Below are 24,463 nucleotides of genomic sequence, written 5' to 3'. Positions count from 1 at the left end.
TAATAAAGAAGACGTGAACCGTTTTCTCGCTAAACAAAACCTTTCTGGGAGACACTAGATGGGTGCGACGCAATTTATACTATACCTAACAAAGAAGACGTGAACCGTTTTCTCGTTTAACAAAACCTTTCAGGGAGACAATAAATGAGCCACAAAATTATACTAGATACCGATCCGGGTATTGATGATGCAATGGCAATTTTCTTTGCCTTCCAACACCCTGAAATCGATGTACTAGGGTTAACGACTGTATTCGGCAATGTGCCTGTTGAAATGGCAGCCAAAAATGCGATTACTTTATGTGCCTTGGCTAACAAAGATATTCCTGTATGTAAGGGTGTTGGTATGCCTTGGGTAGGAAAAGAGTCGGGATATGCACATTTTGTGCACGGCGATGATGGCTTTGGTAATATCAACTTCCCCCCTGCTAAGGGTGAACTAGACCCACGCAGTTCAGCGCAGTTTATAGTCGATATGGCACGTAAATACCCCGGCGAAATCACTGTGGTCGCAATTGGCCCATTAGGCAATTTAGCGTTGGCCTTACGTCTTGAACCTGAACTGCCTAACCTGCTCAAGGCAGTATCTGTGATGGGTGGTGCTGCGTTTGTACCTGGTAACGTTACACCGGTGGCAGAAGCCAATATTTGGAACGACGCATACGCGGCTGAAATTGTGTTTGGTGCGTCATGGGAACTAAACATGTTCGGTTTGGATGTCACCAACTCTTGCCCTTTCAGCCCAGATTTTTTAACTCAGCTTAAACAAAATAATCCTAAATTAGGTGGTTTTGTGCATGATGCCGCACAATTTTACGTGAAGTTTTACTCACAAAATAGAGACGAAGATGTGTGCTTTTTCCACGATGCTATGCCTCTTGCCCATTTAGTCGATCCAAGCTTGTTCGGATTGCAAACCGGCCATGCAAGAGTATCGACTGATCCTTTAAACATTGGCCAAACCTCAATTGCGTTGCCTAACACCACAGCTAGCCCTGATTGGCTCAATGCCCAGACAATCAATGTAGCAACCAAAGTGGATAATGAACGTTTGACTCAGTTGTATTTGGATACCTACAATCGCTAATTCGGCTTAGGTAGCATTAATTAATTATGTTAAGGTCTTGTTATTGCGAGACCAATTAAATATAAATATAAATATAAATATAAATATGAAAATTGTTTCCCCATCAATAGACGAAATCACTCGTTTAAAAGCACTCTACGACTATGATGTCTTAGACACTGAAGCAGAAAAAATATTTGACGATTTAACCCAACTTGCCGCTCAAATTTGTAATACCCCGATTACCTTAATCAGCTTGGTTGATTCAGACAGACAGTGGTTTAAATCCAAGGTGGGATTAGACGCAAAAGAAATCTCAAGAGATATCGCTTTCTGCGCCCATGCTATTCATCAAAAAGAAATTTTTGAGGTAGAAGATACTCTTAAAGATAAACGTTTCTTTGATAATCCTTTGGTTACCTCTGCACCTAATATTCGATTTTATGCAGGTACACAATTAGTAAGCCCAGACGGACATGCCATTGGCACATTATGCGTAATTGATGACAAACCGAATAAATTAACCCAAGATCAACGTCAAGCTCTTGAAGTCTTAGGCAGATCCGTCATTTCACAAATGGAATTGCGAAAAAAAATAAAAGAGCTTGAGGTAGCCAACCAACATAAGACTGAATTTTTATCTAACATGAGTCATGAGTTGCGTACGCCACTCAATGCTATTATCGGTTTTAGTCGTTTGATGTTAGATAACTTTAAATATCACACATTACCTGTAAAGTTTTCTGAATACATAGGCCATATCGACTATTCAGGTCGACGACTGCTAAGCGTGGTGAACTCGGTTATAGATTTAAATAAAATTGAAGCTGGAATGATGCAAGTCGAGTTCGAATCTATTTGTTTAAGAACGTTTATTAAAGATTTAGAAGGAATGTTAGCCATTACGGCTAACGAAAAAGAGGTCGAGTTCTCTGTAGATGTCAGTGATAACTTGCCGACTCACTTGACTATTGATCAAGCCAAAATCAGCCAAATTATTACTAATTTGGCCCACAATGCAATTAAATTTACTAATAGCGGTAAGTGGGTCAAGATTGAGCTTTCACTTAATAATGAACAATTTGTGATCACAGTCGCCGATCAAGGAGCAGGCATATCATCCATAGATCAAACAAAACTGTTCAATAAGTTCCAGCAAGTCGGACAAGCTAAAAGTTCCGAAGGAAGTGGTTTAGGCTTGTCGATTACACAAGGTTTAGTTGACATTTTAGGCGGCACAATAAATGTTCTGAGTAACTTAGGCTCAGGTAGTATTTTTAAAGTCCAGTTACCTCTGCAAAGTGACATCACAATTTCAAATGAAGACCTTAATCCCTCGCCTGATAAAGCAAGTTTTAATCACAGTAGTAAAGTACTCTTAGTCGAAGATAATGAAATTAATCAAGCAGTTATGCTAGCAATATTTGAATCATTAGATATTCCGATTATCATTGTGGGGACAGGAGAAGAAGCTATTGAGATTATCAGCAACAGACATTTTGACCTAATTTTCATGGACATTCATTTACCCGGTATTGATGGTCGTCAGGCCTCTGAAAAAATTAAACATACTCATCCCAATATTCCCATAGTGGCTTTATCAGCCGATGTCTTTAATCAACACAATGTTGCAGAAAACAACAAAATTTGGGATGAGTATTTGTGTAAACCCATAGAAAAAGAAAAGCTGGTGCAAACGTTAAACCGCTTTATTCCAGTTTTGCCAAGTGCATAAATTACTAGGCTTAGAAACATCGCAAAGGCAGGCAATACGTAGTGATTACCGTAAAAAACGTCAGGCATTGTCTTCTAAAGAACAATCTACTGCAGCACACAACCTATTAAAAACATGTCTTACATCAACCACACTTGCTCAGTCAAAAACTATTGCCTGTTACATTGCAAATGATGGTGAGATTGACCCAGTAGCAATTATTGACTACTGCTGGCAACAAGGTAAAAGGGTGTTATTACCTGTATTGCACCCTTTTAGTAAAGGGCATCTGCTGTTTGTTGAGTACCATCCTAAGTCACCTACACGTAAAAACGTTTATGGCATAGATGAGCCTATTGCCAACAGCACAAACATACATACTCTAGATAACATTGAACTGATCCTAACGCCACTGGTCGCTTTTGATGCTAAAGGCAATAGATTAGGTATGGGGGGCGGATATTATGATCGAACCTTAGCGCCTATACGTCGTGACTCACTACCCACTCAACTTATTGGATTGGCGCATACTTGCCAGCAAACTGATCAGTTACTCACCGATAGTTGGGATATTCCATTAAATGCTATTGCCACGCCAGATCAATTTTTTGATGTTAGTTAACCTATTGCTTGAGTTACACTTTAGCCACCCACGGTTTTAACAATCAACAGGTCCCATAGACAATGACACAAGATGAAAAAAAGAAAGCCGCTGCCCAAGCAGCCTTAAAATATGTAAAAAAAGACACTATTGTGGGTGTCGGCACAGGTTCCACTGTTAATTATTTTATCGATGCACTGGCTGAAGTTAAACATAATATTCAAGGTACCGTGTCTAGTTCAGATGCCTCCACAGAACGCTTGAAAGCGATGGGCATTGAAGTGTTTGACCTGAATTCAGTAGACAAATTTGATATATATGTAGACGGTGCAGACGAAATAACCCAACACAAACATATGATAAAAGGCGGGGGGGCAGCTCTCACTAGAGAGAAAATTGTTGCTGCTGTGGCTGAGAAATTTATTTGTATTATTGACGATACCAAACAAGTACCCATGTTAGGGAAATTCCCACTGCCAGTTGAAGTGATCCCCATGGCTCGCTCTTATGTGGCCAGAGAAATACTCAAACTGGGTGGCGACCCCACCTATCGCCAAGGTGTCGTCACTGACAACGGCAATGTCATTTTAGATGTATATAATCTAAAAATTCTAAACCCAGTAGAACTTGAAAGGCAGCTTAATGCCATAGTAGGTGTGGTCACTAATGGATTGTTCGCTCTTCGCGGCGCTGACATAGTATTGATTGGCACCAATAACGGGGTTGAAACAGTCAACTAAACTGAATTAGTGTGATTACCAAGGGATAGTGTCGGTCTAATTACCGAGCGACTTTGACGTAAATAACATATCAGCCAGTTGCTAAGCTGGCTATGCTTTATGCTGACTCGTCAAGGGTTTGTAATCTTTCAATTCTCAGCGCTGTGGTGTTCATGTTATTTTTAGCTACTTACTGCGCATACAATTGGCGCTAATATCGACTCCTAAAGCTTCAGTGAACTTCAACGCAACTTTCTGCTAGCCAAGAGAGAATTGCACGATAGCTTCCTCTGTTTATCGCATGGTAACAAGTATTTTTGCATTCTATTCGTAGTGGCCTGAGCATACATCAAAGTTAGTAAATAAAGTTTTAATGATCAAATGGCTTAACCCCTTTTCATAGGCCCACATTCATAAACCCATTTGCATAGAAGAGATTTCAATCTGGAAAATATGCGGCAAGATGAATTTTGATTTTACGAAAAATGTCGTTTTGTTTTACATATAATCTATTTTAAATGTTATCCCGCTTTTTCAGTTGCTTTTTTACTGTTCAGGTCCGCCACTTTTTGCTCTTCATTTATTTGTGTGATACTACCATTTACTTTTGCTCCGCTTGCAATGCTAATGGAATGATGCGTAATATCACCACTGACATCAGCTGTTTTCTCTAACGTCACTTTAATGGCATGAATAGCACCCGTAACTTTGCCCTTAATAACAACCTCTTGCGCGTCAATTATACCATCAACCCAGCCTAGTTCTCCAACAGAGAGGCTATGAATATGAATTTCACCTTCAAATTTACCATCTAATTGCACCAAACCTTGACTGGTGACATTACCTTGAATCACTACATCCCCCCCAATAATAGAGGGTGGGCTATTTTTGTTTACTATTGCAGGGCTTTGAATATTTTTGTTTTTAGAGAACATGTTTGAGCGCCTTTGTCAGTTTTAATGGATTGATTGTTTTATCATCAAAAAGAACTTCATAATGCAAATGAGTACTGGTGCTGCGTCCTGTACTGCCCATAAGGCCGATCACAAAATCCTCACTGACATATTCGTCTTTTTTAACTTTTACCTTGTATAGATGACCATAGCGTGTTGTAAATCCATTTAAATGATCTATTTCAATAAAGTTACCATAACTACCATTTTTACCTGCACGTATAACTTTTCCATCGGCCGGCGCATAAATCTCAGTTTTAATCCACCCAGCCATATCAATCCCTTTATGCATGGCTTTTTTGTTAACAAAAGGGTCTTTACGATAACCATATGTACTCGAAATATAATAATTTTTTGCAGGTAATTTTATTGGCACATTCTTTAGCGAAGTCTCCAACTGCCTTAATTCAATCAGTTCGTTAGTAAGATGATGATATTTATCAGTTGTGTTTTCACTCAGTTCAAATAATGGACCACCCTGTGCATAAATGGGTTGATGGTGAATCATATCGATACTTATGCCTGTTAAATAAAATGCTTGAATCAGTTGCTGTTTTCTTTTACTGATTTGTAATGACATTTTATCAAAGCTATTTTTTTGCACTGTTTCAAGTGAATCAAGTCTATTTTTAACCTGAATTAAATTTTTTAAAACGGAATTATCAGTAGTTTGCGTATTATCATTTGAATTATTAAGAGGCTTAGATGCATCTGATGTATTAATAGGCGCAATTTTTTCTGGTAATGAGTCTAATAAGTTTTGCAATATTATTTGTTGTTGTTGAAGTTGAGATAATTGTTGATTTAATTGCGTATTTTTTGTCTGATATTGTGCTGATAATGCATTGAAGTCAGTTTGAGATTGTTTCAAATTATCTTTAGTTTGAGAGACTTTTGCATTTAAAGAAAAATATTTGATGGTTGAATAACTAAACCAGGAAAAAATAGTTAACAGAATTAAAGACAAAACAAGCTGAATAGATGTTGAGATAGGGAGATATTTAACTTCACCATTTTGGCGTATTAATAATTGCCGATGAGGGAAGTAGACTTGAGTGATTTTATCTAACTGCTTTAGCATTATCTTTTAAATATTTACATTGTTATCATAATATACCAAATTTTAACATAATAAAAAAGAGGCTAAATCATGAGTGAAAATCGAGGAATAGTAATTTAAATATCGATTGGGGCCCTGTGATATTTAGGCGCTGTTTATCTAATGTAATCAATATTTGGTGAGCTATATTTTCTTGCTTAGAGCAAAGGGGGAAATTCTTTTGTTCATTTAAATTATCCAAAAAAGGAGTAAAGCTATTAATGGCCATTACTTCAACTATGTAATTTTATCAGCCGTTTTATTAGGCCGCTGAGTTTACGTTGAAATTGATGGCCTTCCATTTTGCGTTGGCGGATTTGATAGGTCGTAAAGCCAACGCAACCATAATGATTTACATTGAAATAATCTGCAATTTTCAGCAACCGGGCTGCCGACAGCATCTTGTTTAGATATATGGCCACTTTGCGGGGCTCATTGCCATGCTGCCGTCCACGAGTACACTTCACTAATGCCTTGGGTGTTGTGTTGTAGTAAGCCAGCCACACCTTGGACTACTATCGGCATAAACAAATTGGGTTGTATAACCCAGCTTTTGCCCTCAGCAGCTAGCTGTGGCATCAGTTTGTGGAAAACCCACAGTGTGAACGTTTCATCGCCCTTCTATGTCATGCTCTAACCCTTATACACAAACAAATTGGGCTTGAATTGAACTTTGTGTACCTTACTCGGTTAAGATACAACAAAAAGGCAGTCGCAAAGCCCGTATTGCAAAAGTGGCGGTACGTTATGCTTGCGTCACTATTTACCCACCTAAAAAACACAAAAAACTTGGCGGCATCAATTTACCAGTGATAAGTTGTAATGAGATTAACCCTCCAAATGGTATAACACCATTATCGTGGAAACTGTATACGGGCGAGCCTCTAAACAGCGCTTCCGATGCACTGAAAATAGTGCGCTATTATAAGTTAAGGTGGCGAGTAGAGGAATTTCATAAAGCTTGGAAATCAGCTGGAACTCAAGTTGAATCGTTTCGACTTCAAACGCGAAATAATCTAGAGAAAATTATCGTCATAACAGCATTCATAGCAGTAAGGCTACTGCAGCTGCAGTAGCTAATTGGTTATAAATTACTAGCAAAATCAGTTAGTTGCAAACAATGTTCCAATCCACTTGAATGGAAGTTAATGTGGTCAAAGATAGATGTCAGGCTAGTTGTCGTCCTCATATTGCCTTTGGCGTGAAAGCGTTTGGTTTGTTCTTCAACACCTCGCATAACATAATGACGGTAATCCTTAAAAGGCTAGGTTGTTTAAGTAATTGCTAAGCAATTGATAAGTCGGCGCTACGTCAAGGCAATCTTCGGATTCTCGCAGGCCAACGCATGCCGGGTAGCTTGATAGCGGTTAGTCCTTTAGCACCTCAACCATTGGAATAGTCGTTTCGTTTGAGTGACGGTGGATTTTGCGTGACAGTTGCAAAAGGTATTTGTCCTGACTGACCAAAATCCCTTGGTAGCGCCCCCAAAATAGTGGCCCAGGAATAGCGTTTCAGGCGATTATAGCGCTGTGTAAACACGCCGTTGATATGCCGCATTACTCGGCTAAGTCTGGCATTAGGGGTTTCAATCAGGAGAGGGTAAGGATTACTCATCAAACAATAGCTATGCACTTCGGCTAAAGTATCCCAAAAGGCACCAAAGTAGGCTTGCCCATGAAAGATATTTTGTCGGTCCCTACCTCAGTTTATCACAGGGTAAAAAGTAGTGACCACTCAGCGAAATTTAACTTGCGTTCACACATCCAAAAGATCATACAACATTCATTCTATGAAGCCTTACCAATTCGCTAAATAAAGTATTTTTGAAATTAATCTGCACCTAATATCTATGCATATTTATAAAATAAACGTAACTATTCAGGTCGCGCAGATGAAAAGATGTCAGGAAGCCTGCCCTTGAACAATAGTCGCAACGCCTCACTTGCTGAAACATCTTGCTTGCGACAACTGGATATGTAACTGCGAAGCAAACAAAACATATCCGCACCGTTTTGACTTCTGAAACATCCCGATATTTTTTGATGTACTTTTGTCATTCGAATATCGTTTTCCCCTTGATTGTTAGTAAAGGGGACATCTTTTATTTCGATAAATCTAAGCGCATCATTTTCAAATTCTCTGAGCCGTTCAAGCAAGGCGCGCGCTTTGGTTCGTTTTAAACGACCCCGTTGTCCTGCTGGTCGGTCCTCCTCATTTGGTGGCGGACACTCCTTATCACCCTCAAAGAGTATTTCACGGTACTGTTCTCTGGCGACGCGGGCAGACTCTGGCGTTAACTTACCGTCATTATCCTTCACGTCCTGACAAAGCTTGGTCAGCAGTGCACGCATTTCATTGGCCCATTTCTGCTTGTCTTGCTCCCACGCTCTTTCCAATTCTCTCAAATGATGGGCATTGCACAGAGAATGTTCACATAGGATATATTTGTAGTAAGGTTTCCAGTGGTCATGGCACAGAATGCCCGTAAAGCATGGCAGTATCTCGGCCGCATCCATGGCCTCTTTCCCACGTTTATCGTGGGCATGGAAATACGTCCAGGTAAGTGATGAGGCACAATGTAACCAACGCCGCTTGCCGTTAATGTTGACGCCTGTTTCATCAACATGCAGCACGGGTGATGCTCGTAGTGCGGCTTTGATCCGATCCGCGGCACCTGTTTGCTCAATTAAATCTGACGCTTTTTGATTGAAGTTAAACAAGGTTCCCGCACTGATCGGAATATTGAGTTGATCGGAAAAATACTCTTCAATACGTTTATAAGGCAGCAATTGATATTGTGACAGGTAAACCGCGTGCGCTTTAATGCCATCGCCATATTGGATAGCACTGTTAACACCTTGTGGAAACTCAGCTGTGAATTTCTTGCCTGTTTCGTTGAGCAGTATTTGCGCTCTGTATTCGGTGACCATGCGTGATATTTCTATGTCAACCACTTGACGACACTGGACGCCAGCATCACGATACTTCCCAGGAGGCAATAGCGCCCTGTTTACGGGAATATCCTTGACTACATCGGGCTCTTCGAACGGGCTCAGCGTTTTACCCTCCCGCCCTTTCTGGCCGCCGGCCGGATTGTCAGATTTAGTCCTTGAATTCTTCTTTCTATCAAAATCTGTGGAGGGTGGTTTACTGCTGTTTTGGCTATTTAGTCCTAATCGATTAGCAAGCAAAGACACAACCAGCATGATCAATTCAATTGCCGCTCTTAAGGCCGGCGAAATTGATTTATCCTCTGTAAGCAACTTTTTTGTTGAATCGATCACACTGTCGATTTCAATGCCGTCAATCTTCATTGGTTAATAACTAAAGTGATATTAAGGCAAGTCTGACATCCTAGCGGGATCAGTCAATACGAAGCCTTGTCCAATATGAAATGAGTCTTAACTAATTGCGTGTTTCCAAAATGAAATGCGTCTAAAGACTTAAATTCTGTTCATGATCATAAGATGCAAGCGATCATGAATATAGAAAACCTCACCACTATTGAAGAGCTTGAACGCTTTATTCAAGGTAACCAAGCCGTCGCCTTTACCGTTTTAGGTGATAAAAATCAGCGATATCAATTCATTCAAAAAACATTGATAAAATTTCGCTATATCACGTTAAAAAAAACCGACAAAGGGATCGTCAATCAATACCTTAAAAAGGTGACAGGCTACTCGCGGCAGCAACTCACTCGATTGATAAAACAATACAAGGACGTCGGCAGAATTAACTGGCAACCTTGCCGAACTAACGGCTTTTCAACCATTTACAGTACAAAGGATATTAAGCTACTGGCTGAAATGGACGCAAGGCATGATGATATCTGTGGTCATGCCACTAAAAAGCTGTTGGAGCGTGCCTACAATACGTTTGAGCAATCAGAATACCAAATGCTTGCCACTATCTCTGTTTCACATTTATATAACTTGAGGCACTCTCAAGGCTACCAAAAACAACGCAGACACTTCACAAAAACACAATCAAGACAAGTGCCTATTGGCGAACGGCGTAAACCTCAACCCAACGGCGAGCCTGGCTATATTCGTATTGATACCGTGCACCAAGGAGACCTAGATAAACAAAAAGGCGTGTATCATATTAATGCAGTTGATGAGGTGACACAGTTTGAGGTTGTTTGCTCAGTTGAACGTATTAGTGAGCGTTACCTCATTCCAGTACTAACGCAAATGATGGCCGCATTTCCTTTTATTATCAAAGGGTTTCATTCAGATAATGGCTCTGAATACATCAACAAACACGTGTGTAAATTACTCACCAAACTTGAAATAGAGCTCACTAAATCACGCTCAAGACACTCAAACGATAATGCCTTAGCAGAAAGTAAAAATGCATCAATTGTAAGAAAACAGTTTGGTTACACACATATTCCACAGAAATGGGCACCGTTAATCAATACGTTTAATTTAAAATATCTTTACCCGTATATCAATTATCATAGACCTTGTTTCTTTCCTGAAGTCACCACTGATGATAAAGGGAAACAACGTAAAACTTACCCTTACAAAAGTATGATGACGCCCTATGAAAAACTAAAATCTTTACCCAATGCCAAAACATATTTGAAAGCAGACTTTCATTTTGAAATACTAGATGAGCAAGCTATGGAAATGACAGATAATGCTTGTGCTGAATTACTTCAAAAAGAACGTAATGAATTATTTAACCAGATCTTTGAACAGAATAAACGAGCCTAAAAATTTACTTACTTAAGACTCATTTGTTAATTGGAATATACTTACGATCGCTGGGATCGTCAAAATATATTTTCATGAGGCTGAATAGTTACAAATAAACATTGTTAATTATTGAGGGATAGCATTATGTCGAACGAATTTGCAGGTAAAACAGCCATTATATCTGGTGGCGCGGGTGGGATAGGCTTGGCATTAGCTGAGGAATTTGGTCAGTTAGGTATGCAAATCGTGATCGCTGATATAGACCATAAAGAACTGGCAAAAGCAGAACAGCAATTAAAAGATGCGAATATCCAAGTGTTAGCCTGCCCACTAGACGTCACAAATTATCAACAGTGGGAGGACACTGTTGCTGCAGCCGAAGCTACATTTGGTGATATTCATATGTTGGTGAATAACGCAGGTGTAGGGGGTATTCCCGGATCAGTAGATAAAACCAACATTGAAACCTGGAAATGGGTATTGGACGTTAATGTAATGGGCGTGGTAAATGGTACACAAGCCACCGCTCCCTCTATGAAACGCCATGGTCAAGGCGGTTGGATCATTAACGTAGCCTCCATGGCTGGCATGAATGGCGTGCCCTTTTCTGGTGCTTATGCCGCGTCAAAAGCAGCAGTGGTTTCCATGTCAGAAAGTTGGGCTGTTGAATTGAAAAAGCACAATATTGCGGTCTCGGCGCTATGTCCTGCTTTTGTTCAAACTCGTATCCATGAGTCATTACGTAATCTTCAACCTGAATACAAAAGTGTTAAGGAACAAGCCGTTACTTTAGTGAAATCAGGGGACGCTGTGAACAAGGCAAAAGCGTTAGTTGAATCTGGTATTCCCACCTCGGTATTAGCCAAACGCGTAGTAGAAGCGCTTCAATCGGGACAGACTTATATATTTACTCACCCCAACTTCCGTTCATCAATTGCTTATAGGTCATCGCTTCTAGATGCTGCGTTTGCCGATGCTGAAAACAGCCCTATTGTGAGTCATTTAAAAGATGATGAAATAGTGATGCTTTAGAACCACAGAGGAATACAAGACTATGACAAACTATGCATTAGTCTTTTCGGCGAAGCTGTAATTCGTCTTTGCTTTTTTCTGTGCTCTGTGTAGTTAAAATTTTATTTTTTTTGAAGTTGACGATCTAGCCACTTTCTAAATTGAACTGACATCCTCTGCCAATTTATTCACATCACCAATGTTTGCATAGGATTGGCGATTCAGTAGCATAGTTGTGGCCATTTTAAGGGCTTGGGTTTCTAGTTTTGCTCTGAGCTTTTGATCCTCAAATTGCATAAAATCAGCCACTTTAGCCACGCCTAAAATTCTGCGTATCATCTTACATGCTGCAAAACCTAGGGTATTGCTAAACACTTGTTGCAAAAATATCTGCCTAAAGATTTGATGACTGTCTCCGGTTAGATCTTTGCCCATAAAGGTACTTAGCGCAGACTGTTCATGTTCAGACCACAAAGATAAAAACTTGGCTTCGAATTTGTACCAAAGGTCGTCAATAGTCTGCAGTAACCATTGACTGTAATTAACAGATTCAGCCGATGACTTATGTGCATGTGAAAAGTAGCTTAAGTATAAATTGGCAATAAGTGCACCAATGTCAAATCCCATTGGGCCTGCAAAAGAAAACTCAGGATCAATCACAAAGGTTTGTTGCACATTAACCATGACCGAACTGGTATGCAAGTCGCCATGTAATAAGGCTTCTGGCCTATTCATAAATATGAACTTCATTTGTGCAACATGGGCCCTGACGTTTGCATCTTTTTGAATCGAGTCAATAATCGACTGGGACAAAGCGGGATTGTAATCATTCATGTCATGATGTTCAAAAGGATAAGTAAATACAAAGTCTTCGGTGATTTGACACATTTCCTGATTACTACTTTTACTGACCATCGCCTTTTTATCTGCTGATGGCAGAGCGAAATCAGAAGAATAAAATAATGTCTCAGCAAGGAAAGTAGACAAGTCTTCCGCCAGTCTAGGTAAATATCGTCCTTGGATTAACTCTGTGCGTAAAAGAGCATGGGTACTGAGATTTTCCATGATAAGCACAGACAAAGTCTCAGACTGATAATACACCTCTGGTACCATCTCAGGGCATACGCTAACTTGATAATTTAACGCATTAATTTCTGCTGTCATCCGTTGACGGGTCAATGGCCACTGTTCACCTAATACTTTGATGTAGGGGGGTGCCTGCTTAACAAATACGGATTGATTTGTGTCTAACTTATTGGTTACGACAAAAGCGTAATTCATATTCCCATCGTTTATTTCTTGCACCTTTAGGCTGTCAAAAGACGAAAACCTGAGTTGAACTTCGGGTAATAACTTTAGATAGTCAGTAAGATTGGTTTGGGTTAGTTGATAATATTCCATTAATTCTTATACGTTAAATTAAATTTTAATTGAATCAATACTTGATTTAGAAGTTTTGACCTCACACATAGGTTTTAATCCGGCAGATGTAATTGTAAATATTGCAGCATATTACCGCCCATCACTTGCTTAATTTGTTGTTCAGTCACCCCTAAATCTAACAGAGCTTGGGTTAAATAAATTAACTCAGACGTATCAAAAGGCACACTAGTCGCACCGTCGTAATCTGAACCAAGGGCAACATGTTCGCTGCCAACTAATGTAATTCCATATTGAATCGCTTTGGCAATTTCGTTTACATTAGACTCGCATACAGCAGCATCCCAATACCCCACAGCAATAAGACCTCCATTAGCAGCAATCTGTTGCATCAAATCATCTGAAATATTTCGTGGTGATGGGCAATGTCCATAAAAACCAGTGTGGCTGACTAATACAGGCTGACTACTCATAATCAATACGTCTTTTACCACTTGCTCAGAAGAGTGGGATACATCCAACATAATGCCCAAAAATTGCATTTGTTGTACTGCTTCTCGTCCAAATTCTGTTAAACCCTCACCACTTTCCCCGTGCAGTGAACCACCTAATTTGTTGTCAAAAAAGTGCTGTAAACTCATCATACGAAAACCACTATCGTATAAGCGTTGAATATTACTCAAATCACCGTCTAATGCATGAGAGCCCTCAGTACCTAACAACATACCTAATAATTGAGGGTTCGCTTTTCGTTGCAGTAAAAATTCTGAGAGAGCGGTTTTTGAGGTGATCAGCGAAACTTGTTGGGGAAATTTATCTGTCAACTCTAATGCTTTACTCCCCTGAAATAGCGCTCTTTCAGCTAAGCTGCTCCAAGTATTTGTAGGCCAAAGGTTAACTAACGCCAGTTTCGTAATATTGTCACTGGCATCACTACTGTTCGTTTCGTAATTAATTCCGTCTGGAGACTTAGTGACTGTGGTAAACATCTGTAACGCAACATTACCTTGCTGCAATCTCGGAATATCCACATGACCATAATCATGATTGTCCATCAAATCCCTTTTCCACAATAAAGAATCACTATGCCAATCACCGATCAATAAATCCCTATGCAAGGTTCTGGCTTGCTCGGATATCGCAGGCAATGTCGAATCATGTAACCGGTTGGTTTGTTTATCTAATTGAGCGGGGAAAAACACAAAAAAGCCAATAATAACCAGAATGATGAAAGAGGAAATAATTGTAAACATTACTTTTTTAGAAGGCATGGATATTCATCTAAGCGTTAAGAAACCTGATGATGTACAATCTTAGTTCGTTGCATAAATGTCAAATTAAATTGTATATTTGCATGGCTTTAACACTTAACTCTCGCCACTATAAAATCTACTGCGGCTTTGACTTTTGGTACAAGATATCTTTGCTTTTGATACAATAAATAGACTGCCATATCATTGTTTTGACTAATCTGAACCTGTGGATTTAACACTAGCTCTTCTAACTCACCGCTCACAAGGTAGTTTGCCGCCGCCCAACGTGGCGTCATCAATATGCCCTTTCCTTGTGCCGCCAACTCACCTAACCATTTTCCATTATTGGAAACCGCTACTTGTGGAGCAGAAACATCTTGCCATTGACCATTAATTTGGCTTAACCAAGGTGTAGGGCCATTGGGTGTTCGAAAATATAAACCTCTATGCTGCTTCAATTCAATTGCATATTGCGGCCGGCCCATTTCAGCTAAATAACTTGGAGCGGCCACTGGAATAAATTGGTTACCCATTAGTTTGATGGCTAACACTCTCTCATTGGGTGCATAACCTCCACGAATAGCTATATCAACTTCATCACGACTCAATGCAGATAATTCATCACTAAGGCTGACATCTAGCACTATGTCAGGATAAAGCTGACTAAATTCGTCAAGCATTGGTAGTAAAATACGTTCGCCAAACCCCACCATCGAACTAATATGCAGCTGCCCCATGGGTTTTGCTTGATAACTGCGCACAGCCTCATTGCTTTGCTCAAGCTGATTAAGAATATCAAGTACTTGAGTGTAATAACGCTGACCCACTTCAGTTAATTTGACTTCACGGGTAGAGCGCTGCAACAGGGTAGCGCCTAAACTGTTTTCTAAGTCTGCCACTCGTCTTGACAACGAAGAAGGCGGCACCCCAAAAACAGCCGCAGCTTTAGTAAAACTGCCCGTTTCTGCGACCTTACTGAAATACCTTAATGCCCTAAATTGATCCATTATTCCCTCAAATATTAAATTTAACCGGCTATTATTGTCTTTATAACAATAAAGATAGCCTTTTTCAGCTATATATCTTAAGTTTTTATTCAGTAATACTAGCATTACTTACATCATTGCCTTAACAGCAATCACATACTGGAGTTCCAAATATGAGCACATTTACCGCGATTAATCTTGTTGCCCGCCCTGCCCCCGGCCCAATAGGTGCAGAACTTTTTGAAGTCGTACAAAAATCGATACCTAGCGCAGGTCCGGGACAGATTTTGGTTAAACAAACCCATATGTCTTTAGATCCCGCCATGGTTGGTTGGATGAGTCCAGATACAGAAAGTTATATCCCACCTGTTGGTTTAGGCGACGTGATGCGTTCCTCAGGTATCGGTGAGGTGATCGAAAGTAATCATCCTGACTTTGCTGTAGGTGAGCGTGTAATGGGTATGATGGGATGGACTGAATATCTATTAAGCACGGGGGAAGGCCTCAGAAAAGTGCAACCTGGACTAGATGCTGAGATGGTCTTATCTGTCTTTGCTTTACCTGGGTTAACAGCCACACAAGGTTTGTTTGGTTGTGGTCACCCTAAAACTGGCGAAACCATAGTCGTCAGTGGAGCGGCAGGCTCTGTCGGCTCTATAGTAGGTCAACTAGCCAAAGCAGAAGGGCTAAACGTGATCGGCGTAGCGGGCTCTGACGAAAAATGTAACTGGATAGTCAATGACTTAGGGTTTGATGGTGCGATTAACTACAAAACAGATGATATTGACGCCAAGTTAACCGAGTTAGCGCCACAAGGAGTGGATATTTATTTTGAAAATACCGGAGGCCCAATTCAACATCACGCCATCGATCACATGAATGCCCATGGCAGAGTAGTGGTGTGCGGCATGATTTCTGATTACACAGCTGAAACTCCAAGCGCAGGCCCAAATTGGGTCCCCATCATCAAAAAACGCCTGACGATCCAAGGCTTTACTATGCCCGACCACTACGACAAAGTGCCAGCGCTAGTAGCCAAACTCACTCCTTATGTGATGCAAGGAAAAATCAAACACCGCGCCCATGTATTAAATGGATTAGAGTCAGCTGTCGATGGTCTGAACTTATTACTAACGGGTGGTAACAAAGGTAAGTTAATCATTAAATTGTAATACTGATGGTTAACTTATTCAAAGAGAAGACATCCCAGTGATGTCTTCAGATTTTGGTTAATACTATTTAGTTTCAGTCAATAAATAAACTAACTAATTTATCAATAATCACTTTATTGGCATCTGGAAAGGTAAATTGACTTAGGTCATTAATATCGACCCACTGACTTTGTTGGCCTTCTTGGTGATGTTCCTTGCCTTCAAACCCCTCTACCAAACGCACATCTAAACGTACCTTTTTATCGCCATAGTCGTGTTCGAACAGCATAAAATGGCTTTGTTTTGTGACTTTTATGCCAATTTCTTCTGACAACTCTCTGGCAAGCGCTTGCTCAATAGTTTCATTAGCTTCACGTTTACCACCTGGGAACTCCCATTTACCGCCTTGGTGTAAATCGTCGGCGCGTTTACTAATATAGATTTGGTTACCGCGTTTGATTACACCCACTGCCACTTCGACTATTTTCATTCTGGTTCCCTTCATCTAATAAAACCAATCTATAAACATATCGAGTAGGGTGAGGCTTATGCCTCATCCCTCTCACAGAACCGTACGTACGGTACGGCTCATGCGTACTATAAAACCACCAAGGGTGATAACAAGTTAGTCATAGAATACCCTATCAATGTGATAAAGCCCTATTTCATCGAACCAGCTATTCTTCATGGCAATAGTCGCCATTGGACAATTCGCATTGCGCCATGACGCCATTTTTATGAAGACACACTTTCCTTTGAAGCCAAGTTGCCTTAGTCGTCTATGAAGACGAGCTGGGCGTTTCCACAACTTCAATTGAATAGCGCGCATGCGTCTTCTTATCCATTTCATCAAGCTCACAAACTCTCGCTTGCAATTGGCTATCTTAAAATAATGTGCGAACCCTCTTAGCACAGGGGTTAACCGTTTAATGATATCTATCAGCGGTTTCCCTGTATTACGCTTAGTGAGCTGCTTCACTCGCTGCTTGAAGTTAACCAGTTTCTTAGGTTGAATTCGGGTATATTGTGTCCCAATTTCGACTCCGAGGAACTTAACACCATCATCACTGTGCGTGATATGGGTTTTGGTCTTATTCACAACAAGTTGTAAATCATCCTCTAAAATAGTCGTGGCAATGTTCAAGGCATGCTCTGCGCCTACTCGGCTGATGCATAACACTAAAATATCATCCGCATAACGCACTATTCGGTGCCCTCTGCGTTTCATTTCTTGGTCGAATGCATCAAGGTAAATGTTCGATAACAACGGACTGATTACCCCGCCTTGCGGACTGCCTTTGATAGTCGGTATCACTTCGTTACCTTCCATCACACCACTGGATAAAAACTGTTGGATTAATTTCAGCACACTGCCATCTGTGACTTTGCACTTAACGCCTTTGAGTATTAACTCATGGGATAAACGGTCAAAGCACTTTGACAAGTCCATATCCACGACCCAACGCCGACCATATTGCCTTATAAACAATGTGGCCTTGTTAATCGCATCATGGCAACTTCGCTTCGGGCGATATCCATAGCTAGATGGATGAAAATCCTTATCGAAGATGGGCTGCAATATCGTTAATAACGCTTGTTGGACGATGCGGTCTCGCACTGTCGGTATCCCAAGCAATCGCATACTGCCATCTTCTTTGGGTATTTCTACCCGACGTACAGGCTGCGCTTGGTAGGTTTTACCTTTCAGTTCGAGCAGTAAAATATGAAGATTGCTCTGCAAGTCAGCTGCAAAATCGCTTAGGCTCTGCCCATCTATTCCGGCCGCACCTTTCGCCCTTGCCACTTGTTTATAAGCCGCTTCTAATGCTTGCGCATGTAACAATCGACCATAAAGACTGTAGAACATTTCCACCCTCACCTTTAACTTGTGGTCGTTGTCTTGGCTTTATCATCATTGTGGCTGACAACTTCACTTGTTTCTCAAACGTGCTAGCCCCTTAATCGGGGCAATCTACTTGAGCGTTAACAAGCTACTCCAATACTCGGCTCTTCACCACAGTCCACTTATTCCTAAGCAACCATTAGTAAGATGTCTGCGCCCGTCGGCACACTTATGAGTCCACAACACTTCAAAAAAAAGAACAACAGACACTTATAGTACACTTCCCCCCTTCGCAACAGACGATTCCTTTTGAGTATTGCCTGCTCTGTTGAACACACTGCCAACAGTCGGTCTGGTTTTATCCTCCACACCATTACTGGCTTTCATCGGCCTGACCTTACTCACTACTACGGGTTCATCTGCCACCTCGCACCAATCTGTACCTTGAATTACTTCTTGAATACAAACTTCCAATAACATTGGAAACGATGTCAGGCTTCCCCAGTTACTGTTCCGGTAACCGCGTTATGGCTCCCTGTTTGCTATTCCACCCTCAAACACGTAGTGGATCTGATTGAGTATTGGGCGTTGCGCTATTTTGCACGCTTACCCACCCACCACGCCGAAACAGGTTCGCTTACGCTGTGTATCGCTAACTTCCTATGGCTTCCGTCACACCCCACCGTTAGCCAGTGACGCACTTGCCATTCGGATCATCTTCCCCTCAATCAGGGTGATACTGGTTTCTTTCAACCAGACGGGTTTGCCAGCTTCGCTGGGCAAACAAAAAAGTCGGACATAAGCCCGACTTTTATTGACATTTGTTAACCTTTACTTCAACTCAACTTACCATGACACTGCTTATACTTTTTACCAGAGCCACAAGGGCAAGCATCATTTCGTCCAACTTTAGGTCCTTGACGAGGTTCTGCACTAGCAGTAGGTTGTTCTGATTTACTTGCCGATTCATGTTCGAATTTTTTCGGGGTATCATCTGCCTGACGTCTTTGTTCTTCTACTGCCTCAACGTCCTCTTTGGCTTTAACTTGTACTTTACTCAAGATAGTGACCACTTCGACTTTTAGCGCTTCTAACATCTCAGTAAATAACTCAAAAGATTCACGTTTATATTCTTGTTTAGGATTTTTCTGTGCATAACCACGTAAATGAATACCTTGGCGCAAATGATCCATAGCAGCTAGATGTTCTTTCCAATGGCTATCAAGATTTTGCAGCATCACCGCTTTTTCGAATTGCCTAATCACTTCTGGGCCGACAATGTCTTCTTTAGCTTTATATGCTGTAGAGACTTCTTCTAAGACACGTTCTCGAAGCTTCTCTTCATAAAGCTTATCGTCTTCATCAAGCCAATTTTGTACCGGCAAATCGATTAAAAATTCAGCTTTAAAACGTTCTTCTAAACCTGGGACATCCCACATTTCTTCTAACGATTGCGGCGGAATATATTGGTCAAGTATGCCCTTAACGACATCTTCACGAATAACTTCAATTGTGCCACTGATTTCGCCTTCATCTAATAATTCATTACGTTGCTGGTAAATAACTTTACGTTGATCATTAGCAACATCGTCATACTCTAATAATTGTTTACGACTGTCGAAGTTACGTCCTTCAACTTTACGCTGGGCGTTTTCGATAGCTCGCGTCACCCAAGGATGCTCTATAGCTTCGCCCCGTTCCATGCCTAAACGTTTCATCATATTGCCCATTTTTTCAGAGGCAAAGATACGCATTAACGCATCGTCTAAAGACAAGTAAAAACGTGAAGAACCTGCATCACCTTGACGACCTGAACGCCCACGTAGCTGATTATCTATTCGACGTGATTCGTGGCGCTCTGTGCCTATGATATGCAAACCACCAGATGCTAAAACGGCGTCATGGGCGATTTTCCATTCTTCTTTAATCTTTTCAACCTTGCTTGGTTTAGGATCATGGATCTTGTCAATCTCAGCCTGCCAGTTACCGCCTAAAACGATATCAGTTCCACGGCCAGCCATGTTAGTGGCAATGGTAATAGCCCCTGGTTTACCCGCTTGGGCAATAATATCGGCTTCTTGTTCGTGGAATTTAGCATTCAATACTTTGTGAGAGATTTTTACTTTTTTCAGAATATCTGAAATTAACTCTGAATTTTCTATGGATACGGTACCCACCAAAGCGGGTTGACCACGTTTAACACAGTCTTTGATATCTTCGACAATCGCTTCGTACTTTTCATCAGCCGTTAAGAAAATCAAATCTGCTTTGTCATCACGTATCATAGGTTGGTTAGTAGGTATAACAACCGTATCTAAACCATAAATGCTTTGGAATTCAAATGCTTCAGTATCTGCAGTTCCTGTCATACCAGAAAGTTTGTCGTATAAACGGAAGTAATTCTGAAAGGTGATAGAGGCTAAAGTTTGATTTTCATTTTGGATATTAACGCCTTCTTTGGCTTCTATCGCTTGGTGTAAACCTTCAGACCAACGACGTCCTTCCATGGTGCGTCCAGTATGTTCATCAACAATCACAATATCGTTATCTTTAACAATGTAATCCACATCTTTTGCAAACAGTTTGTGTGCCCGTAATGCCGCATTAACATGATGCAATAATGAAATATTAGCAGCAGCAAACAGAGACTCGTCTTCAGGTAAGATACCTTCGCGCTGTAAGACTTGCTCTACAAATATCTGACCATTCTCGGTTAAATGGATTTGTTTACCTTTCTCATCAATAGTGTAATGACCATCACCTGCCTCACCTTCTTCATCTTCTTTTTCTTGCCTAGTGAGCTCAGGAATAATGACATTAATTTTGCGATACAACTCTGAACTATCTTCAGCCTGTCCAGAGATGATAAGAGGGGTACGCGCTTCATCAATAAGAATCGAATCCACTTCATCAATCACAGCAAAATGCAGGGGCTTTTGAACACGGTCACCTGGGCTAAACGCCATATTGTCCCGTAGATAATCGAATCCAAATTCGTTATTTGTGCCATAAGTAATGTCGGCGGCATAAGCGTCTCGTTTTTGCTCATGATTAATGCCGGGGATATTACAGCCTACCGTTAAACCCAAAAATTCAAATAACGCCTTACTCCAGTCCGCATCGCGGCTGGCTAAGTAGTCGTTAACCGTAATAACATGCACACCTTTGCCTGATATAGCATTTAGGTATGAAGGTAAGGTTGAAGTTAAGGTTTTACCCTCACCGGTGCGCATTTCAGCAATTTCACCTTGGTGTAATACTTGACCGCCAAGCATTTGCACATCGAAGTGACGCATTCCATACACTCGTTTACTCGCTTCACGCACCACTGCAAAGGCTTCGACCATAATATCTTCTGTGGTCTGGCCTGTGTCTAAACGTTGTTTGAATTCGCTCGTTTTGTCTTTAAGCTGTTCATCAGTTAAGGCTTCGTATTCAGTTTCTAGCTGATTAATAAGGTCAACAGACTTGCTCAGCTTTTTTACTGTCCGGTCGTTACGACTTCCGAAGATTTTGGTGAAAATACTAGAAAACATTGATTTACAGATTCCAATCTAAAGGATTAATAATTTTAATTGCACACAAATCACGAACAACTTATGAACAAACCCTGTACTAAAATAAAACAATCGGCCATAGGGCCTATTTGTTCTTCAAATAGGCCCTATGGCCGATTGTCGTTAATATGTTTATCACTTCTGCAACTTGCTAGGAGCTTTTGCGGTACACATAAGGTAACGGATCTTGCTGTTTGCCTTTGCGTATGACCTCATAATGCACATGAGGTCCAGTAGAACGACCTGTATTGCCCATTTCTGCAATAGTTTGTCCTTTGGTTACCACATCGCCAATCTTAACATTAAGTGCTTTATTGTGCCCGTACCTTGTCACTAAACCATCGCCATGATCTATTTCAACTAAATTGCCATATCCATAAAGAGAACCAGACCAAATAATCATGCCTGCACCAGTTGCAAGAACAGGTTCGCCTTCCTTGCCTGCAAAATCTAGCCCTTTGTGCATCGATGGCAAGCCACTAAAGGGGTCTTTACGTATGCCGTAATAAGAGGATAACCAACCAGAAGCAATAGGCTTACCTTCTAATCTACTCTCTTGCTCTATATGGTGGCTTAACATGATAGATTCAAGGGCTGTCAGTTCTTGTGCTTTATTTTGAATTTTTTCAAGCATGCCAGTCATTTTCGACAAAAACTCATCTTGAACCTGAATATCAACAGGTGAAATGTCCTTTGGACCGCCCATGCTAGGCATTTGATTAAAACTAAACTCGTCAGGATTAAGCTTCGCTTGCTCTACTAACCTTGACCCTAAGGCATCTAAGCGTTGAATTTGACTCTGCATATCTGCTAGCTTCAGCATCACACCCGTCATTCGTTGCTCAGTAGAAGTGATGAGCAAACTTACCTCTTCAGCTTGTTGTACAAAGCCTGTTTTTACATGCTGGATCCTAGCAATATTTTCTTCTGGAGAATGGGTAGAGCGGTTGGAAATAAGGAAAAAAACGCTGATAACTATTAGCCCCAACAACAATCTTTGCTTATCAATATTCAGCACTAAGGGTGCTTTATTACCTCTGAAGAGTAACGTTAATTTCATTACTATTGACTACCTTTTCAATATGAACTCAATATACCTTTAAGTTTAATTCACCAGTAGCTGAACTAATAGCGTTTTGAGGTATACCAATCACGACACACTGCTATTTTTTTAAACGTTTCGGATGTCCCCTATTCGGAATTTACCAAAGGCATACTTCTTATTAGCAATTAATCAAACGTTGAGATAATTATATTCAACTATTCTTATGCCTTCATAAACAATAACATACAGTTGGGCCAAACATCATTGATAACGATAGAAAGTTACTGTTTGACTGGGTAATAATTGAATAGTCAAAATGCACAACAACCAAAGGCCTAGTTTGTTAATAATGCTGATGCAAAACAGATAGGCATCTCTTCTGGTGTGTCATAACCAACAAATTCCCAACATTCTTTACTTCTTAACAATGCATTCAGTAATTTATTGTTCAAACCATGACCTGTTTTATACGCCACCAGTTCACCAATAATACTGTGGCCACCTAGATACAAATCACCTATAGCATCGAGTATTTTGTGTTTTAAAAACTCATCAGGGTAGCGCAAACCTTCAGGGTTAAGAACTCGATATTCGTCTAATGCCACAGCATTTTCCATGCTTCCACCCAATGCTAAATTATGTGAATTCATGTATTCAAGATCTTTCATAAAACCAAATGTACGTGCACGACTGACTTCATCTACATAAGACGAGGAATCAAAATCTAGTACCATATGTTGTCGAGTTTGACTGATCACTGGGTGTTCAAAATCAATTCTAAAGTCCACCCTAAAACCATCATAAGGGCGAAGCTCGGCCCATTTATCACCGTCTTCGACTTTGATTGTTTTTTTGATTTTTATAAACTGTTTTGGTGCATTGAGTTCTTCAATGCCTGCTGATTGCAGTAAAAAGATAAACGGACTCGCGCTACCATCCATAATAGGCAACTCGTCACTGTCAACTTCTACAATAATGTTGTCTATACCTAACCCTGCTAAAGCAGAGGCTAAATGTTCAACGGTAGAAATTTTCGCACCGTCGGCGTTACTAATGCATGTGCACAGCATAGTATCGCCTACAGCATCTGCACGAGCGGGTATATCGGCATAAGGCTCAAGATCAACGCGGCGAAATACAATACCCGTATTCGCTGGCGCTGGCCGGAGAGTCATAGTGACCTTGTCACCTTTATGCAGACCGATACCCGTCTCTTGCACAGATTGTTTTATGGTGCGTTGTTTAATCATAACCTTTAGCTCATCAATAGCTTAATGGAATAAAAAGCGGGACGTATAGTACTAAATATACTTAGCATTGTCAAAAATCTGTCATATTTAACGCCATATCTAATACTAGACCAGACAAAGACAGATTTATTAC

At 40.6% G+C, this 24,463-nt stretch carries 21 protein-coding genes; 8 read left to right on the top strand and 13 right to left on the bottom strand.

Features of this window, described 5'->3' with window-relative positions; all coding sequences use genetic code 11:
• The first annotated feature begins 144 nt into the window (after positions 1–144).
• The 4 genes from CXF95_RS27755 to rpiA all read left to right on the top strand — a co-directional run bounded on the left by CXF95_RS27755 (position 145) and on the right by rpiA (position 4,120).
• Positions 145–1,086 carry a nucleoside hydrolase gene (locus CXF95_RS27755; RefSeq protein WP_101201634.1) on the top strand — a complete coding sequence of 314 codons (942 nt, stop codon included), beginning with the start codon at positions 145–147 and terminating at the stop codon, positions 1,084–1,086.
• 85 nt (positions 1,087–1,171) lie between these two features.
• Complete coding sequence (locus CXF95_RS27750; RefSeq protein WP_101201711.1) at positions 1,172–2,800, top strand: GAF domain-containing hybrid sensor histidine kinase/response regulator; 1,629 nt, start codon at positions 1,172–1,174, stop codon at positions 2,798–2,800.
• A complete protein-coding gene (locus tag CXF95_RS27745) occupies positions 2,793–3,401 on the top strand; it encodes a 5-formyltetrahydrofolate cyclo-ligase (protein ID WP_101201633.1) in 609 nt (202 codons plus the stop codon). The genes CXF95_RS27750 and CXF95_RS27745 overlap by 8 nt, the downstream gene beginning before the upstream one ends.
• Before the next feature lie 62 nt (positions 3,402–3,463).
• Positions 3,464–4,120: a ribose-5-phosphate isomerase RpiA gene (gene rpiA, locus CXF95_RS27740; RefSeq protein ID WP_101201632.1), complete on the top strand. Its 657-nt coding sequence runs from the start codon at positions 3,464–3,466 to the stop codon at positions 4,118–4,120.
• Between the two features lie 500 nt (positions 4,121–4,620).
• Here the strand turns inward: rpiA and CXF95_RS27735 are convergent, their stop codons facing one another.
• Positions 4,621–5,034 carry a polymer-forming cytoskeletal protein gene (locus CXF95_RS27735; RefSeq protein ID WP_101201631.1) on the bottom strand — a complete coding sequence of 138 codons (414 nt, stop codon included), beginning with the start codon at positions 5,032–5,034 and terminating at the stop codon, positions 4,621–4,623.
• Positions 5,024–6,133: a M23 family metallopeptidase gene (locus tag CXF95_RS27730; RefSeq protein WP_101201630.1), complete on the bottom strand. Its 1,110-nt coding sequence runs from the start codon at positions 6,131–6,133 to the stop codon at positions 5,024–5,026. The genes CXF95_RS27735 and CXF95_RS27730 overlap by 11 nt, the downstream gene beginning before the upstream one ends.
• 752 nt (positions 6,134–6,885) lie before the next feature.
• Between CXF95_RS27730 and CXF95_RS31605 the strand changes: the two genes are divergently transcribed.
• A complete protein-coding gene (locus CXF95_RS31605; RefSeq protein ID WP_157828281.1) occupies positions 6,886–7,227 on the top strand; it encodes a transposase in 342 nt (113 codons plus the stop codon).
• A gap of 307 nt (positions 7,228–7,534) precedes the next feature.
• Here CXF95_RS31605 and CXF95_RS30145 read toward each other — a convergent pair whose 3' ends face one another.
• Positions 7,535–7,765 carry a hypothetical protein gene (locus tag CXF95_RS30145; RefSeq protein WP_198556732.1) on the bottom strand — a complete coding sequence of 77 codons (231 nt, stop codon included), beginning with the start codon at positions 7,763–7,765 and terminating at the stop codon, positions 7,535–7,537.
• Positions 7,766–8,025: 260 nt separating this feature from the next.
• On the bottom strand, positions 8,026–9,465 hold the full coding sequence (locus CXF95_RS27720) for an IS66 family transposase (protein WP_101197042.1): 1,440 nt from the start codon (positions 9,463–9,465) through the stop codon (positions 8,026–8,028).
• Positions 9,466–9,618: 153 nt separating this feature from the next.
• Here CXF95_RS27720 and CXF95_RS27715 point away from each other — a divergent pair, with 153 nt between their 5' ends.
• Together CXF95_RS27715 and CXF95_RS27710 are read left to right on the top strand one after the other, a co-directional pair.
• Positions 9,619–10,872 carry a DDE-type integrase/transposase/recombinase gene (locus tag CXF95_RS27715; protein ID WP_101196919.1) on the top strand — a complete coding sequence of 418 codons (1,254 nt, stop codon included), beginning with the start codon at positions 9,619–9,621 and terminating at the stop codon, positions 10,870–10,872.
• A 126-nt stretch (positions 10,873–10,998) separates the two neighbouring features.
• A complete protein-coding gene (locus tag CXF95_RS27710) occupies positions 10,999–11,886 on the top strand; it encodes an SDR family oxidoreductase (protein ID WP_101201628.1) in 888 nt (295 codons plus the stop codon).
• A gap of 135 nt (positions 11,887–12,021) precedes the next feature.
• Here CXF95_RS27710 and mtnK read toward each other — a convergent pair whose 3' ends face one another.
• From mtnK to CXF95_RS27695, 3 genes are all read right to left on the bottom strand, one after another.
• Positions 12,022–13,266, bottom strand: coding sequence for an S-methyl-5-thioribose kinase (gene mtnK, locus CXF95_RS27705; protein WP_101201627.1), 1,245 nt, complete (start codon positions 13,264–13,266; stop codon positions 12,022–12,024).
• Between the two features lie 74 nt (positions 13,267–13,340).
• The gene (locus tag CXF95_RS27700) at positions 13,341–14,516 is read right to left on the bottom strand and encodes a dipeptidase (protein ID WP_101201626.1); all 1,176 of its coding nucleotides are present in this window, start codon (positions 14,514–14,516) and stop codon (positions 13,341–13,343) included.
• 89 nt (positions 14,517–14,605) lie between these two features.
• The gene (locus CXF95_RS27695; protein ID WP_101201710.1) at positions 14,606–15,505 is read right to left on the bottom strand and encodes a LysR family transcriptional regulator; all 900 of its coding nucleotides are present in this window, start codon (positions 15,503–15,505) and stop codon (positions 14,606–14,608) included.
• 152 nt (positions 15,506–15,657) lie between these two features.
• Here CXF95_RS27695 and CXF95_RS27690 point away from each other — a divergent pair, with 152 nt between their 5' ends.
• Positions 15,658–16,656, top strand: a complete 999-nt coding sequence (locus tag CXF95_RS27690) for an NADP-dependent oxidoreductase (RefSeq protein WP_101201625.1) — start codon at positions 15,658–15,660, stop codon at positions 16,654–16,656.
• A gap of 73 nt (positions 16,657–16,729) precedes the next feature.
• On the opposite strand, the gene mutT is transcribed toward CXF95_RS27690, so the two are convergent.
• The 6 genes from mutT to lpxC form a co-directional block, all read right to left on the bottom strand.
• The gene (gene mutT, locus CXF95_RS27685; RefSeq protein ID WP_101201624.1) at positions 16,730–17,125 is read right to left on the bottom strand and encodes an 8-oxo-dGTP diphosphatase MutT; all 396 of its coding nucleotides are present in this window, start codon (positions 17,123–17,125) and stop codon (positions 16,730–16,732) included.
• Between the two features lie 135 nt (positions 17,126–17,260).
• Entirely contained in the window at positions 17,261–18,502 is a 1,242-nt protein-coding gene (ltrA, locus tag CXF95_RS27680; RefSeq protein WP_232787834.1) for a group II intron reverse transcriptase/maturase, read from the bottom strand.
• Positions 18,503–18,748: 246 nt separating this feature from the next.
• A complete protein-coding gene (locus tag CXF95_RS27675) occupies positions 18,749–18,958 on the bottom strand; it encodes a hypothetical protein (protein ID WP_101201623.1) in 210 nt (69 codons plus the stop codon).
• Between the two features lie 356 nt (positions 18,959–19,314).
• Positions 19,315–22,014, bottom strand: coding sequence for a preprotein translocase subunit SecA (gene secA / locus CXF95_RS27665; RefSeq protein WP_101201622.1), 2,700 nt, complete (start codon positions 22,012–22,014; stop codon positions 19,315–19,317).
• Between the two features lie 172 nt (positions 22,015–22,186).
• Positions 22,187–23,095: a M23 family metallopeptidase gene (locus CXF95_RS27660; RefSeq protein ID WP_101201621.1), complete on the bottom strand. Its 909-nt coding sequence runs from the start codon at positions 23,093–23,095 to the stop codon at positions 22,187–22,189.
• 320 nt (positions 23,096–23,415) lie between these two features.
• Positions 23,416–24,330 carry a UDP-3-O-acyl-N-acetylglucosamine deacetylase gene (gene lpxC / locus CXF95_RS27655; protein ID WP_101201620.1) on the bottom strand — a complete coding sequence of 305 codons (915 nt, stop codon included), beginning with the start codon at positions 24,328–24,330 and terminating at the stop codon, positions 23,416–23,418.
• Positions 24,331–24,463 lie beyond the last annotated feature (133 nt).

This window comes from Paraglaciecola sp. MB-3u-78, from assembly GCF_002835935.1.
Classification (GTDB): Bacteria; Pseudomonadota; Gammaproteobacteria; order Enterobacterales; family Alteromonadaceae; genus Paraglaciecola.
The sequence above is the reverse complement of the archived record's forward strand: the minus strand, read 5'-3'. Positions and strand labels throughout refer to the sequence as shown.

What these genes read in the sequence shown, in the direction of transcription:
- CXF95_RS27730 (WP_101201630.1), bottom strand. Translation starts at nt 6,133, where the DNA reads ATGCTAAAGCAGTTAGATAAAATCACTCAAGTCTACTTCCCTCATCGG.
- ltrA (WP_232787834.1), bottom strand. Translation starts at nt 18,502, where the DNA reads ATGTTCTACAGTCTTTATGGTCGATTGTTACATGCGCAAGCATTAGAA.
- CXF95_RS27720 (WP_101197042.1), bottom strand. Translation starts at nt 9,465, where the DNA reads ATGAAGATTGACGGCATTGAAATCGACAGTGTGATCGATTCAACAAAA.
- CXF95_RS27675 (WP_101201623.1), bottom strand. Translation starts at nt 18,958, where the DNA reads ATGTTATTGGAAGTTTGTATTCAAGAAGTAATTCAAGGTACAGATTGG.
- mutT (WP_101201624.1), bottom strand. Translation starts at nt 17,125, where the DNA reads ATGAAAATAGTCGAAGTGGCAGTGGGTGTAATCAAACGCGGTAACCAA.
- CXF95_RS27750 (WP_101201711.1), top strand. Translation starts at nt 1,172, where the DNA reads ATGAAAATTGTTTCCCCATCAATAGACGAAATCACTCGTTTAAAAGCA.
- CXF95_RS27735 (WP_101201631.1), bottom strand. Translation starts at nt 5,034, where the DNA reads ATGTTCTCTAAAAACAAAAATATTCAAAGCCCTGCAATAGTAAACAAA.
- mtnK (WP_101201627.1), bottom strand. Translation starts at nt 13,266, where the DNA reads ATGGAATATTATCAACTAACCCAAACCAATCTTACTGACTATCTAAAG.
- CXF95_RS27710 (WP_101201628.1), top strand. Translation starts at nt 10,999, where the DNA reads ATGTCGAACGAATTTGCAGGTAAAACAGCCATTATATCTGGTGGCGCG.
- secA (WP_101201622.1), bottom strand. Translation starts at nt 22,014, where the DNA reads ATGTTTTCTAGTATTTTCACCAAAATCTTCGGAAGTCGTAACGACCGG.
- CXF95_RS27755 (WP_101201634.1), top strand. Translation starts at nt 145, where the DNA reads ATGAGCCACAAAATTATACTAGATACCGATCCGGGTATTGATGATGCA.
- CXF95_RS30145 (WP_198556732.1), bottom strand. Translation starts at nt 7,765, where the DNA reads ATGAGTAATCCTTACCCTCTCCTGATTGAAACCCCTAATGCCAGACTT.
- CXF95_RS27660 (WP_101201621.1), bottom strand. Translation starts at nt 23,095, where the DNA reads ATGAAATTAACGTTACTCTTCAGAGGTAATAAAGCACCCTTAGTGCTG.
- rpiA (WP_101201632.1), top strand. Translation starts at nt 3,464, where the DNA reads ATGACACAAGATGAAAAAAAGAAAGCCGCTGCCCAAGCAGCCTTAAAA.
- CXF95_RS27715 (WP_101196919.1), top strand. Translation starts at nt 9,619, where the DNA reads ATGCAAGCGATCATGAATATAGAAAACCTCACCACTATTGAAGAGCTT.
- lpxC (WP_101201620.1), bottom strand. Translation starts at nt 24,330, where the DNA reads ATGATTAAACAACGCACCATAAAACAATCTGTGCAAGAGACGGGTATC.
- CXF95_RS27700 (WP_101201626.1), bottom strand. Translation starts at nt 14,516, where the DNA reads ATGCCTTCTAAAAAAGTAATGTTTACAATTATTTCCTCTTTCATCATT.
- CXF95_RS27690 (WP_101201625.1), top strand. Translation starts at nt 15,658, where the DNA reads ATGAGCACATTTACCGCGATTAATCTTGTTGCCCGCCCTGCCCCCGGC.
- CXF95_RS27695 (WP_101201710.1), bottom strand. Translation starts at nt 15,505, where the DNA reads ATGGATCAATTTAGGGCATTAAGGTATTTCAGTAAGGTCGCAGAAACG.